At 47.8% G+C, this 13985-nt stretch carries 8 protein-coding genes and 1 pseudogene; all 9 read right to left on the reverse strand.

What is annotated here, in order from left to right; genetic code table 11:
* Positions 1-339: 339 nt before the first annotated feature.
* A pseudogene (locus L985_RS17285) lies at positions 340-537 on the reverse strand (transposase); the annotation flags it as partial.
* A gap of 743 nt (positions 538-1280) precedes the next feature.
* Positions 1281-2648, reverse strand: coding sequence for a 23S rRNA (uracil(1939)-C(5))-methyltransferase RlmD (gene rlmD, locus L985_RS13880; protein ID WP_047393087.1), 1368 nt, complete (start codon positions 2646-2648; stop codon positions 1281-1283).
* A 25-nt stretch (positions 2649-2673) separates the two neighbouring features.
* Positions 2674-3636 (reverse strand): diacylglycerol kinase, encoded by a 963-nt coding sequence (locus tag L985_RS13885; RefSeq protein ID WP_029342573.1) that lies wholly within the window; start codon positions 3634-3636, stop codon positions 2674-2676.
* 147 nt (positions 3637-3783) lie between these two features.
* Positions 3784-5217: an Asp-tRNA(Asn)/Glu-tRNA(Gln) amidotransferase subunit GatB gene (gene gatB, locus L985_RS13890; RefSeq protein WP_047393083.1), complete on the reverse strand. Its 1434-nt coding sequence runs from the start codon at positions 5215-5217 to the stop codon at positions 3784-3786.
* A gap of 14 nt (positions 5218-5231) precedes the next feature.
* On the reverse strand, positions 5232-6674 hold the full coding sequence (gene gatA / locus L985_RS13895) for an Asp-tRNA(Asn)/Glu-tRNA(Gln) amidotransferase subunit GatA (RefSeq protein WP_029342575.1): 1443 nt from the start codon (positions 6672-6674) through the stop codon (positions 5232-5234).
* Between the two features lie 15 nt (positions 6675-6689).
* Complete coding sequence (gene gatC / locus L985_RS13900; RefSeq protein ID WP_047393080.1) at positions 6690-6980, reverse strand: Asp-tRNA(Asn)/Glu-tRNA(Gln) amidotransferase subunit GatC; 291 nt, start codon at positions 6978-6980, stop codon at positions 6690-6692.
* Between the two features lie 200 nt (positions 6981-7180).
* The gene (locus tag L985_RS13905) at positions 7181-8398 is read right to left on the reverse strand and encodes an Nramp family divalent metal transporter (RefSeq protein ID WP_047393076.1); all 1218 of its coding nucleotides are present in this window, start codon (positions 8396-8398) and stop codon (positions 7181-7183) included.
* Between the two features lie 231 nt (positions 8399-8629).
* Positions 8630-9898 (reverse strand): TIGR02679 domain-containing protein, encoded by a 1269-nt coding sequence (locus tag L985_RS13910; RefSeq protein ID WP_047393072.1) that lies wholly within the window; start codon positions 9896-9898, stop codon positions 8630-8632.
* A complete protein-coding gene (locus L985_RS13915; protein ID WP_047393069.1) occupies positions 9891-13973 on the reverse strand; it encodes a TIGR02680 family protein in 4083 nt (1360 codons plus the stop codon). The genes L985_RS13910 and L985_RS13915 overlap by 8 nt, the downstream gene beginning before the upstream one ends.
* Positions 13974-13985 lie beyond the last annotated feature (12 nt).

The raw sequence follows: 13985 nt of genomic DNA on the forward strand, positions 1-13985 counted from the left end.
TTTATTCATTACTAATACAAGAACCCGACCTTTTAGACTGACCTAGCAATATGAGACATATATAAAACACCTTGATTAGGCTGCCAGTTCACCGTATTTTTTCAGTGTCAGGTAGCCTAATTTTTCCTTGACGTACTGAAACTCCTCAGACTTTAAGTTATAGTGGAACGATTCGATAACTGCATTGTCCCAACAGTTTCATTTACGAGACATGCTGCTTATTAGGTGATTCCTCGTAACGAATTCTTGAAAGGCGTACGACGTATAGATACTTCCTTGGTCCGAATGAAGGATGACCCCTTCGGGGTAATTTCGATAAGGGTTCATCCTTCGGATTTTGGTCACGATGTTATATTTGCGCATCAGTAGGAGAATCCGTTCATGGTTGATTCGAAAACCGAGGGTAGCGAACACCTTCATGTACAGCCCCCGATAACCGACTTTGCCTTTGTGACGATCATGGATTTTCTTGAGGAGTGTCGCATCTAGGTAATCATGCTCTTCCAGAAGGGAATCCGCCTCGCACGGTTCAACCAAGCGTAATAGCCACTGCGGCTCACTCCGGCGATCTCACATAGTGGGCGGACGAGATTCTTAAGCTGTGCGATGCGGATGACGGTGTTGAAGACCTGATACTTCTCTACTGGTGTTAGTTCGTACGTTTCGCCTGCCCTTCTAACTTCTCTAGCTTTTTTAAGAGCTCGTTCTCTGCCGTCAGGTATTTGATTCGTGCCTCTGCCTTCGCCAATCGTCTCTCCATCGACTCGTCTCACTTCGGGAGTCCACCCCCGGAGCCTTTCCACATTTATCGTTCAGGAGACCCTCCTCTCCGTCTTTTCGGAACGTTTGGCGCCAGCGAATTAACGCGGATTGCGCTTTTCGTTTCCCGATCACCGTCAGGTCGAATCCGGCCTCCACGAAGATTTATTGAGGTCTCTTCCCTCCATATTCTCACGTACGGCCTTGACCTTGAACTCGGCGATGTACTGGATCGAGCGTTCTGATACGGAAGCGACGTTCGGATTTTCTTCGAGCTGATTGATTTGAGTCATAGTGAAGATGATTTTACTTATGGTTGTTTCTCCCGTCTGAATGAATAGGTTCATTATAGCGATTCGTATCCACACGAAAAACCCCGAATGATACACTTTTTTTCAAGTGTCTATCACTCGGGGTTCAGTTCACTTCTAAACCGTCTGCTTTTTATATTTCAACAAATTTTAAATTATCTATTTCTAAAGCAAATCTGAGTAATGCAAATATAAAAGAACATGCATAACTTAGGATTTGTTAACTATTTCAAACAAGGCAACGCTCTCGACGTGTGTCGTATGTGGGAACATATCGACTGGCGTCACTTCAACGAGTGTATAACCGAGTTCTGTTAACAACTTCGCGTCACGCGCTTGTGTCGACGCATTACATGAGACGTAGACGATCCGCTTCGGTGCGACATCTGCTGCAGCACGCAAGAACTCTTCGTCACACCCTTTACGTGGTGGGTCGACGACGATGACGTCCGGTTGAATACCGGCTTTGACGAGTGCCGGCATGACCTTCTCGGCTGCACCGTACTCGAACGTCACGTTCTCGATACCATTCGCTTGGGCGTTACGACGTGCGTCATCGATCGCTTGCGGTACGATTTCGATGCCGTAGACGTGCTTCGCTTGTTGTGCGAGTGACAATGAAATCGAGCCGATGCCACAGTAAGCATCAACGACGGTCTCATCTCCTGTTAACTGAGCATACTCGAGCGCTTTCGCGTAGAGTTTCTCCGTTTGAAGCGGGTTGACTTGGAAGAACGAATGCGGTGAGATCTCATACGTCAAACCAGCAATTTGATCGCGGATGACAGACGGTCCGTACAAGACGACGTTCTTTTTCCCAAGAATGACGTTCGTATCATCTGGGTTGATGTTGTGCTGGATTGATATGACGTTCGGTAACGCCTTTAAAATCCCTTCGACAATCTTATCGATACCGCGAAGTTGTTTGACCTTTGTGACGAGAACGACCATCAACTCGTTCGTATGGTAGCCATGACGTGCCATGATATGACGGATGACACCTGCTTTTTTCTTCTCGTCGTATGCTGGTACTTTTAAATCAGCAAGGACTTTACGAACCGCTTGAACAGCTTCGTCGTTTTCTTTGTTCTGAATCAAGCAGTAGTCCATATCGATGATCCGGTGACTCCGTTTTTGGTAGAAGCCAGCCATCAATTTGTTCGATTGGAATGCAACCGGTACTTGTGCTTTGTTGCGGTAACCCCACGGATCTTCCATTCCGATCGTCTCATGGACTGGAATTTCAAGACCTGCCAGGCGCGCGAACGCGTCACGGACACGGTTGTGCTTGAACTTGAGTTCTGCGTCGTATGATAAATGTTGCAATTGGCAACCGCCACACTGGTTGTAAACCGGACAAGGTGGCTCGACACGATCGACACTCTTCGTCTTTTGACGGATGATGCGACCGAATCCGTAAGACTTCGTCGTTTTCGTGATTTTGATCTTGACCTGCTCCGTCGGCAATGCGCCTGGGATGAAGACCGTGTACCCATCGATACGCGCGACCCCCGACCCTTCATGTGTCAGGTCGACGATTTCGACGACGTGTTCATCGTTCTTTTGTACTGGAATCATGAATATCCTCCTTAAAAACCTCGCTTCACGCGAGGTTCGTTTCTGCTTCTTGTAATTGTGTATTGATTTGTTCCATCTCTTCGATCCGGAACTTTGGTGTCATGACTTCGAAATGAGAGCGAAGATTCGTCATCTCGCCTTCGCAAATGCCGCCAAACTCACCATCGATGTTCAAACTCATCTCTGATGTATTCTTCATGCGGACGAATGAGGTCGTGACATGCTCGATGCAAGGGTCCGAGAAATGATCCCCTTTTAAGGCAAGACGCATGACACGAATCAATTCGACGAGGTTACATTTCTTAAGAATGAAGAGATCGAATCGACCGTCATTGAGTGACGCGTTCGGTGACAACTTCTCGAATCCGCCGACGGAGTTCGTATTGGATGTCAAGAACAGCATGACTTCTCCTTTGAATATACCCTTTTCATGCTCCAGTTCGACATATGTCGGTCGGATTTGCGGAAGTTTCTCCATCCCTTTGACATAGTACGCGAGCTGTCCAAGTGCCGTTTTCAGCTTCGAAGGCACTTCATACGACAGTTCTGTCATGATGCCCCCACCAGCGATATTGATGAAGTAATGGACGCCTGCTGATCCTTCGATCTTACCGATATCGACCGGCATCGTATGTCCTGTGCAGATGACATCCATCGCCCCTTCAATCGTCAATGGAATACGCATCGCCCGACCAAAGTCATTCGTCGTTCCAACAGGTAATACACCAAGCTTTGGACGTTTATTGTAGGCAGCCATTCCACTGATCACTTCGTTCAACGTACCATCGCCGCCTGCTGCGACGACGAGATCAAATTCTGCTTCGCATGCTCGTGCTGCTTCATACGTCGCATCGCCGACCGCTTTCGTCGAGTAGACAGATGTCTCATAACCCGCTGCTTCGAGTCGGTCGAGGATATACGGTAAATTTCGTTTAACCATCTCTTTCCCGGAAGTCGGGTTATAAATCACGCGCGCTCTAGGTCTCATAAGATTTTCTCCTTTTTGACTCAACCGTTCATTTGATACATAACTGTTTTATTTTACATGAACTCTCGAGACATTACAAAGCCAAAAAAGACAGCGCCCGATTCCTAACAGAAGTAAAGGAGGAACGGACGCTGTTCGATCAGGTATTTATTTTAGTTTTTCAAGCTCTTCGTAGAAGAGTTGATCGAGAAGGGCAGGGTTTGCCATTCCTTTTGTTTTCTTCATGATTTGACCGATGACGAAGCCTTTTTTCCGGTCACGTCCACCGAGTAATTCCTCGACGACGGCTGGGTTTGCTTCGAACATCTCGACGATGAGACCACGTAGCAATCCTTCGTCCGAAATTTGTGCAAGACCGTTTGCTTCGACGTATGCACGCGGTTCAGCACCTTCTTCGATGACGGCCGTGAAAACTTGTTTAGCGATTTTCGAAGAAATCGTTCCGCTTGCGATCAAGTCGATCATCTCCGCCAGACGAGCCGGTGTCATCTTGACTGTTTCGAACGTTTCCGTCGACTTATTCAAGTGACCTTGGATTTCACCGATCGTCCAGTTGGCTGCCGCTTTTGGTTCTGCGCCTGCTGCAAGTGTCGCCTCGAAATACTCTGCCATCTCACGCGTGACCGTCAATTGTTTCGCATCATACGCTGAAAGACCAAGTTCTTCTTGGTAACGAACGCGACGTGCATCCGGAAGTTCTGGGATACCCGCACGGATCGCTTCTTTCCAATCGTGATCAAGCACGAGCTTGACGAGGTCAGGCTCTGGGAAGTAACGGTAATCCGACGCCCCTTCTTTGACACGCATGAGGACCGTTTGTTTTTTCGTCTCATCGAAACGAAGTGTTTCTTGACGCATCACTCCACCCGCAAGCAACAACTTGCGGTGACGATCTTCTTCGAACTCAAGTCCTTTTAAGACGTTTCCGAACGAGTTCAAGTTCTTGAGTTCTGTTTTCGTACCGAACTTCTCTTGTCCGTATGGACGGACCGAGATGTTACAGTCACAACGAAGTGATCCTTCTTCCATCTTGACGTCCGAGACGCCTGCATATTGCAAGACTTCCTTAAGACGTTCGAGATAAGCGACTGCATCTTTCGGTGAACGCATGTCCGCTTCACTAACGATCTCAATTAGTGGTGCGCCTGTCCGGTTGAAGTCGACGACCGAGTGGTTCGCACCCGTGTGGTTCATCTTACCAGCATCCTCTTCCAAATGGACACGTTCGATTCGGAAGCGTTTCGTTTCGCCATCGACTTCCGCATCAATATAGCCATCGAAGCCGATCGGTTGATCGAACTGTGAGATTTGATACGCTTTTGGCGTATCTGGATAGAAGTAGTTCTTCCGGTCGAATTTCGTTTGATCGGCCACTTGACAGTTAAGTGCCATTGCTGCACGAACAGCGAGTTCAACAGCTTTTTCGTTAATTTTCGGTAAGACGCCCGGATGTCCAAGACAAATCGGACACGTTTTTGTGTTCGTCTCTGCGCCGTATTCCCGCGCACAACCACAGAACATCTTCGTGTTCGTGCTCAGTTCGGCGTGGACCTCGATCCCGATGATCGTTTCAAAGTTCATGATACATTCGCTCCTTATAACTTCGGAAGCGCGAATCCGCCTGTCGCAAGCTCAAACGCATGCGCAGCGCGATAGATCGTCGCCTCATCGAAATGTTTTCCAATGATTTGTAAGCCGACTGGAAGACCGTCGACGAATCCAGCTGGAACTGAGATCGCTGGAACACCTGCCAAGTTGATCGGAATCGTCAAGATGTCATTCGCATACATCGTGACCGGATCGTCGAGCTGTGCACCGAGTTCGAATGCTGGTGTCGGTGCTGTTGGTCCGATGATGACGTCATAGTTCGCGAGAACATCGTCAAAGTCTTTTTTGATCAACGTCCGGGCTTGTTGTGCTTTTTTATAGTAAGCATCGTAATAACCTGAGCTGAGTGCATACGTTCCGAGCATGATCCGGCGCTTGACTTCGTCTCCGAATCCTTGTGAACGGGAATACTTGAAGACATCTTCAAGTGCATCCGCTTCGGCACGGACTCCGTAACGAATGCCGTCAAAGCGTGCGAGGTTCGATGATGCTTCCGATGAAGCAAGTAAGTAGTACGTCGCAAGCGCATATTTCGAGTTCGGAAGTGACACTTCATCGACTGTCGCACCGAGTGCTTCGAGTTTTTGGATTGCTTCCCGGATGTTGGCTTTGACGCCTTCACTGACACCCTCACCGAAGTATTCTTTCGGAACAGCGATTTTCAGACCTTTGATATCACCTGTCAACGCTTGTGTGTAATCCGTAGCTGCGACGTTCGCAGATGTTGAATCCATCTCACAGTGTCCTGCGATCGCGCTCAACAGATACGCGTTGTCTTCGACTGTCCGTGTCAACGGACCGATTTGGTCAAGCGACGACGCGAACGCAACAAGACCGAAACGTGAGACGAGACCGTATGTCGGTTTCAACCCGACGACACCACAATAGGCAGCCGGTTGACGAATCGAGCCACCTGTATCCGAACCAAGGCTGAATAAGACTTCGCCTGCTGCGACGGCTGCTGCCGAACCACCCGAAGAACCACCTGGAACGTGTTTTGTATTCCATGGGTTGCGAACTGGTTTATACGCTGAGTTCTCGTTTGAAGAACCCATCGCGAACTCATCCATGTTCAATTTCCCGATTGTGATCGCCCCTGCTTCATGCAGACGCTCGACGACCGTCGCATCGTGTGCCGGTACGAAGTTCTCGAGGAATTTCGAACCACATGTCGTCGTCATCCCTTTCGTGACGATGTTATCCTTGACGCCGATTGGAAGACCAAACAATGGATTCGCTTCGTGTTTCGCGACATCATCCATTCGTTTTGCTTGCTCGAATGCTTCTTCGTTCAATGAAAGAAACGCACCGATTTTTCCATCGACACGGTCGATTTGATCAAAGGATTCTTGGACGAGTTCAGAAACTTTGACTTCGCCATCCTGAATGAGTGTGTGTAGTGTTTTGACACCATGTTCAAAAAGTGACATCGGGTCATTTCCTCCTTATTCGAACACCGCTGGGACGCGGACTTGTCCGTCTTCCCAATCGGGTGCGAGTCGTTCTACTTCCGTACGCGGAAGCGATGGACGTACTTCGTCCTTACGTAGGACGTTTTTTAAATCGAGGACATGTGTCGTTGGTTCAACGCCCGTCGTATCGAGTTCATTTAATTGTTCAGCGAACCCAAGAATTTTCTCGAGTTGTACTGTGAATTGTGCTACTTCTTCATCTGTCACGGCAAGGCGTGCCAAATGCGCCACGTGGCGGACTTGCTCCTCATTAATCTTTGCCATGTCATTCCACCTCCGGAACTTTTGCGATATATTTTACACTATTTCTAATCATAGCACTTTTCGTCCAGACAAAAAAGACGATGGTGCATCGGGGGGAGGTCCGCACCATCGTCCTTATAGGGGTAGCAAAGCTTCCGGGCGGAAAGCTTCTAGTTATGAAATACCCGCTTTAAATCAGACGAAACAAAAATACTGAATATTCATACTAAGACATCGACGAGCAGATAGACATTGAAGACGATGACAATCGAGACGATCACCCAGGCCAACGCGTTCATGAACCGACTGTTCCGGTGTTCCCCCATGTATCGCTCACTTGCTGTTGCCCGAATCAAGGGAATCAAGGCGAACGGAATCCCGAACGATAAGGCGACCTGACTGAGGACAAGTGCCCGTGTCGGATCAAAACCGGAGAACAGCAACAAGATAGCCGGTAACATCGTCACGGTCCGGCGAACGAACAGTGGTAATTGAAGATGGAGGAATCCACGCATGATCGCGTCACCTGACATCGTCCCGACGCTTGATGAAGCAAGACCTGAAACGAGTAAAGCAATCGCAAACAGATACGGTGCAATGCCGCCAAGCGTGACGTGCAATCCTTCATAGATTTCTTCTAGCGAACCCGCTTGATACTTCGTACCATAAAAGACACTGGCTGCGATGACGAGCATCGCTCCGTTGACCGCTCCGGCAATCAACATCGCTCCCCAGATGTCGAAGCGCTGGATCCGTAACATCGACACTTTATTCGCAACGTGCCCCATCCGTCGTTTCGTTAAATCGGAATGGAGATAGATGGCGTGTGGCATGACGGTCGCACCAAGCATGCCGGCAGCAAGGACGATACTCGACGTGCCTTCGAATCCCGGTAACAATCCTGTCGATAAATCACGGAACACGGGATGGACTTCAAAGACTTCAATCGCAAAAGCCGCTGCGATGATTAAAACAAGAACGGCGATGACAGCTTCGAAATGACGGAGTCCTTTTTGCTCGAATCCGAGGATGACGAATGATAGGACTGCCGTCAACAATGCTGCCATTCGTAAATCGATCGCAAACAGTAAATGAAATCCAAGTGCGGCTCCGACGAATTCAGCGAGATCGGTCGCCATCGCGACGAGCTCCGCCTGGACCCAGTAGAAGAAGCGATAGACCGGCGATAACTCTTCCCGGATCACCTCCGCTAAACTGAGATTGCTGACGATTCCAAGTTTGGCTGACAGGAACTGAATGACGACGGCCATCAAGTTCGAGGCAACGATGACCCAGAGCAACAAGTAGCCATACTGAGCACCTGCCGTCATGTTCGTCGCGAAGTTTCCCGGATCGAGATACGCGACGGCAGCAACGAATGCCGGTCCGATATATGTCCGTTTTTTGGGTAGATCTTGTGTAAGTGGCTGTGTCGCCATCTCGTTCACCTCACTTTTTGTTTTTCATTATACGCTCATTTTGCGCAAGCGCAACAAATATGTTTATGGTAAATAACAACGTATGAAGTGAATCAATTATGACTTCTAAATTCAACGATGAACGTTTCAGTCACTCTCGCTTTCCGAAGACGGGATGCTGAATTTTCATGTTCTGCTCCACTAAAAAGGAGTGTCCGTTTCCGATACGTTACTCGGAAACAGACACTCGATTCATCCATTCTGATATTCTTCAACCATCCGTCGAATCAACGCTTCTTGATAACCAGCTCGTTTTTCCTGACGCATGATCTCAATCACACGACGCAGTGACTCGTCCTGTATACCGTTCAATTTCGCAAGCCGTTCGTCCGATAAGATGACATCTGACTTCGACTGAAGATACGCTTCTTCGTCTAAACACCAGTATGTCAAACGATCAGCATATCGCGCTTTAAGTCTTGCTGCCATCTGAAGCCCTTCCGGATCTAAATCTCCTGCATATCGTAAGTGATGACCCGATACGACGAGCTGATCGAGCAACTGATACGCTGCTAGTTTGAATTGACCGTGCGTACACACGAGCTGCATACCAGGTAAGAAATCAAGCATCTCCGAAAAGACACCTGAATTTTCAACGATCCAAACCGGTCGTTTTTCACCATAAATCCGGTCGACCTGTAATAATTCGCGAAGCGGAACATTCAAAACGCTGTTACGCTTTGACGCTCCGCTCCACATTTCATGGAGGATGCCGTGCTTCTCAGCCACGAGGTTCACACAGGTTACGAAATTCAACACGTCATCTCGTAACAAATGAAAACGAAGATACAACTCATTGAGACTTTCGGAATCCATCGAAGGTGCACCTAGTCGTTGTGCTTTTACGTGCAGCAGATGAATGAACAATTTTCCGAGCTCCGTATCGCGGTCGAGCGCATGCGGATCTCCTGTCATCCGTTGTGCGTAAAGTGGGATTCGTTCGTATTCAACAGGGAGTGATTGATTCATTTTCTCGAGTTGCACACACAAGTGTTCAAAGTGAGGCAGTTCACTCGTTCGATGAACGAACAACGTATCCGGTGTTTTTTGTGCAAGATGGTCGAACCAATCTAGTAATCCCGGGAACGTCTCTTTTAAGCTTTCCCATTTCTGAATCTCCTGCTGCTTCACCAGCAGACGACGTTCTTGATTCGTCTGAAGCGGTGAGTCGAAATAGGCTTCTAATAATTGCTGCAACGTGATGCTCTCGAACCGTGACTGTCGCAGTCTTCGTTCAAAACGTATCAATGTCACAGTACCCCGTCGTCGTAAGTCCTCGACGTCCTCGCTCAAGAAAAGTGCGATCGCTTGTTGATCCTCCCGTCGAAAGGTTCGAATCGACACACTTCCCCCGACGCGACCGTACGATGCATACTTTTTACGAAATTGTTGAAAAAGCTGTTCGAAACGCTTCCCCTCGCGAAAGTAACATAATGCTTCTTCGAGAACCTGCTCACTCATAGACTAAGACTCGCTGCTTTCCGTTCCAGTAGTATTTCAACACGCCGACGTAATCGGCGTTTTGCGGACGGAGCAATTCGTACACCGATAAATGATCAATCGTGTCATAGTCACCCCAAAGAATTTGCGAATTCATGATGAAATCGAAATCGAGTTGTTTGACGACATCGAACATTTCACGAATGTTATTTTCATCGACACCCGCGAATGCCTCATCTAGCGAAATGATATAAGGTGCCGTATCAGTCGCCTCTTGATAGCGCGAATAACAAGCCGTGAACAATGGAATATACATGGCGAGTGCTTTTTCACCACCACTGAACTTATCAAATTTATTATTCGTCAGTTCCGTCTTCGGCTCATTCGTCCGCTCATGATACAAGATGAATGAGAACCATTTCCGGTAATCGAGGACCTCTTTCAATACTTGTAACAGCGTTTGTCCTGCTCCTTCTTCTTTCATCAAACGTTGCGCACGATCGATCCGGGAGCGGAAGTGATTCGTGATGCGTTCATAGTCCTCATCCTTCATCAATCGAACGTCTTGTTTCAGAATCGCGACGAGGTCTTTCGTATCCAGTTCATCCTCTACATCAGCAGTCCGTGGCTTCCACTTGATCGAGAAGGTGATGCCAGATGAGATATTTCGGTTTTCCATGATTTGATTCATTTGTGTCGTCCACTTCTCAGCCCGACGAATCCGACTACGTAACTTAGATCCGACAGACTTGAAGAGAATTTCCTCGTAGAGTTCCCGGTCATCCTCGTTTAGAATCTGTTGCTGTCGTGCATATTCTTCTTCGACCGTCTGTTTGACGAGACGTGGATTGACCTGCTGTCCTCTCAAATCGAGCGTGATCATCCGTTGCGTCGTCTTTTGTTGGAACGTCTCCACTTCATGCCGGAAATGCTCTTCGTTTTCCTGCATCCATTCTGGTAGAGACCGCTCTTCCGTGTAGTCACGCATACGGTATTCCATCAAATCACTCTGTAACTCATAAAATGTCTTCGATAAGAGTTCATCTGCTTTTGATCGCGTCATGTTCAATCGATGCGCATAGTGTGTCGATTGATTTCTTACCCATTCCGCGAATGGCATCTCAGCTGGTTCACTTTCCGTCTCCGTTTGTTGAAAACGTTCACGCAATACGTCTTCCCATATTTGCTGCAACTGTTGATAAAAGGCTTGGATCGGTTCTTGGCGCAATCGTTCTTTTTGGTCGACCTCGAGTTGTGTCGCATGTGTCGTCGCTAGAATCGTGATCGTCTCCAACTCTTTTTCCACGACTCGTAACTGTTCTTGGATGTCTTGAATTTGCTGACGAATATCCTCTGCCTTTTCTTGTTGCAGTTGCTGTTCGATGTGTTGAATCAATTCCTCGATTTGTTCGCGCTCCGACTCGAGTTGATACAACTCCCCCGACTGTTCATCAAGATCGTGCTCGATCTCGCTGATATCGAGTTGAAGTTGTTGCGACGTGCGCTTTACCTGTAGCAGGTGTCGTTGAAGTTGTTCGATTTCACGCAGATCGTCTTTATACGTATACGCATGCTCGAGTGCGTATCGGAACGCTTGAGCGGTCGTATCGATTCCAAAGAATCGCGCTTCTTCTGAAACGGTATGTCGTAGCTGACTGAAACGTTCGTTCAATACTCTAAGGGTCGCGTTCATCCGTTCTGCTTGGCGTCTCAGTCCTTCCATCTCTTTTTTCTTCTCCCAGATGGATTCCTGGATCGTTCGCAACTCACGATCGAGCGGAAATGCGTTCCATGCTTCCTCTGCATCCTGAAGGCGTTGCAGTAAACGTTCAATCTCTTGTCCGGCGAAAGATCGCATAGTCGATAGTTCATCGATTTCGCCGCGTAATGCATCAATCAATTTCTCCCGATAGTTCTTTCGCGCCTCACGTCCGATATAACGAACATATTCTACTTCAACGGCATGACCTGCTAAGAGACCGATTCGGTATGTTCCGTCCTCCATGATTCTCGTCTCGCCAGCATCAATTTGAACACTTCGAAGGAGTTCGTCAATTCGTTCGACCGTGACATGCTCGTTTTCAGTCGGTTGCAGATAATCTGCTAACGTGTGCGTCATTTCATGCGGATCAGCTATCAAAGTACGGTCGTGTATGACCGGTAAATCCGTGATCAACGCGTTCAACATGCCGCTATCGCTTAGGGCGGCCTCGATCCGACACTTCACTTCTTCAGGTACTCCCGACTGGAAATCAATCACGGAATAAAACGGTACGACGGGAACGCCTTCTTCCTGCATCATCTCCCGCGCATGTCTTGTTTCGGGATGTAACGGTGGCTCCGGATCGATTTGTTGCTTCCAGCTTTGAAGCTCCTGTTCTTTTACGGTCAGTTGCTGAACCAGTGTTTCTTGTCTTGATTTATGAAGTGCAATATCCTCGCGAATATGATCTTGAAAACGCGAGATCGATGGTCGAATCTGACGACGGATGCTCTCCATCGTGTCGATGCCATATTCGTTTCGTAATATCCGTTCCGTAAACTGGACGCTTTTCTCATCAACGGAAAATTCCTGATGACGTTGTAACCACATATGAATATCTGCTATGTACGTCTCTAGTTCTTGATCAAATGTTTTTTGCCAATCATCATGCTCCCGCTTCGTTTGATCAAACAATTGTTCTTCATGCGCCAACTCTTTTTGTTGAAGTTGCAATCGTTCTTTCGTTTCTTCAAAATGACGGACCTGTTCTACATCATTGTTTAATCGCGTAAGATGCGCCGCCACTTCAGTGTGCCAAACGGTAAAATCGAACGTTTCTCTTTGACGCTCGAAATCCGCCACATTTATTGCATGTCGCTGAAATGAAGCCATTTCTGCCTCTTCTTCTAATTGAGACAAACCGTCCTCAATATCACTTGCCGTCTGACGAAGCATGATCTGTTGTTCATCGATTCGACTTTTGAACGTCCGCATCTTATCACGCGTACGGTCCTGTTTTTGCTCTTGAGACTCGATTTTCCGTTCGAGTTTCAGTTTCTTATCCTGTTCTCGTTTTTTCTCATCTTCGAGACTCCATACCTTGTGTGCTTGCAAGCGTTGTTGCTGACGCTCTAGCGTCTCTTTTTTAAGATGGAATCGATTTTTTTCAGCAGACGCTTGCGCGACCTGCTGTTCATGCTGTGCGATTCGTGCAAGAAGATGAGTCTGTTTTTCCATCTCTTCCTGTGCCTTCGTAGCCACCAATTCGTATTCTTGAGCCATATCTGCCAGCTGTCGTTCAGAATAAGCGTCATAGCCCTTACTTAATCGTGCGAGCGCCTCTTTTTCACGACTGAGCTGTTCGAGCTGCTGTTTCGTCTGGTCCATATGTTCGATCGTATCCGATAAATGACGTAAATCCTCATCCGATAACGCTGGTAAGGACGCCTCTAGAATCTCGTAGATGACCGTCGGACGAAAGTCCTTTGATAGCTTCGGACTTCTCAATTGAATCAATAGCTTGATCAATTCCTCATACGCTTCCATCGTCTCAAAACCAAATACGTGTTTGTTGACGAGTTGCATATATTCCCCTTGTGTCTGAACGACTCGACCGCCATCTCCGATCATCCGTTCGAGTTCGATTCTCGAATATGGAATTTTTTGTTCCGTCTCGCCTTGACGACTCTTCTTGTACAGTGTGATATCTTTGCCAATCCGGCGATGATCCGTGATGACGAAACCCCAGAATTTCATCGGTTTTCCCCGTTTTGCCTGTAAGCCGATTCCTGTCGTGACGTATTGTTCCGAATCCGTTCGCTTGTACTCAAGGAATAGATAACCGGTCCGTTCTTCTCGATTCGAGATTTCCTTTTCACCTAATAGGTAGTCTTCCATCTTCCGCGCACGTGACCCGAATGGATCGAGACGATCTGGTGATTTTTTTCCGTCTAGTAAGATTGGGAGGAAGCTTTGCATCGTGACCGACTTTCCTGATCCATTACTTCCGCGAAGTAGCATCTTTCCGTCCGACAAGTCAAAAATCTGTTCAGTGTAGTACCAAAAATTCAACAATCCAGCTCGGTTCATTTGCCAGCGGTTCGTCGCTCTCATCTCTGTTCTCTC

Source organism: Exiguobacterium sp. ZWU0009 (genome assembly GCF_000798935.2).
Taxonomy (GTDB): Bacteria; Bacillota; Bacilli; order Exiguobacteriales; family Exiguobacteriaceae; genus Exiguobacterium_A; species Exiguobacterium_A acetylicum.

Bases quoted from the DNA above. Each gene is read 5' to 3' on its own strand.
- L985_RS13910 (WP_047393072.1), bottom strand. From the start codon at position 9,898: ATGAGTGAGCAGGTTCTCGAAGAAGCATTATGTTACTTTCGCGAGGGG.
- gatC (WP_047393080.1), bottom strand. From the start codon at position 6,980: ATGGCAAAGATTAATGAGGAGCAAGTCCGCCACGTGGCGCATTTGGCA.
- L985_RS13905 (WP_047393076.1), bottom strand. From the start codon at position 8,398: ATGGCGACACAGCCACTTACACAAGATCTACCCAAAAAACGGACATAT.
- gatB (WP_047393083.1), bottom strand. From the start codon at position 5,217: ATGAACTTTGAAACGATCATCGGGATCGAGGTCCACGCCGAACTGAGC.
- rlmD (WP_047393087.1), bottom strand. From the start codon at position 2,648: ATGATTCCAGTACAAAAGAACGATGAACACGTCGTCGAAATCGTCGAC.
- gatA (WP_029342575.1), bottom strand. From the start codon at position 6,674: ATGTCACTTTTTGAACATGGTGTCAAAACACTACACACACTCATTCAG.
- L985_RS13915 (WP_047393069.1), bottom strand. From the start codon at position 13,973: ATGAGAGCGACGAACCGCTGGCAAATGAACCGAGCTGGATTGTTGAAT.
- L985_RS13885 (WP_029342573.1), bottom strand. From the start codon at position 3,636: ATGAGACCTAGAGCGCGCGTGATTTATAACCCGACTTCCGGGAAAGAG.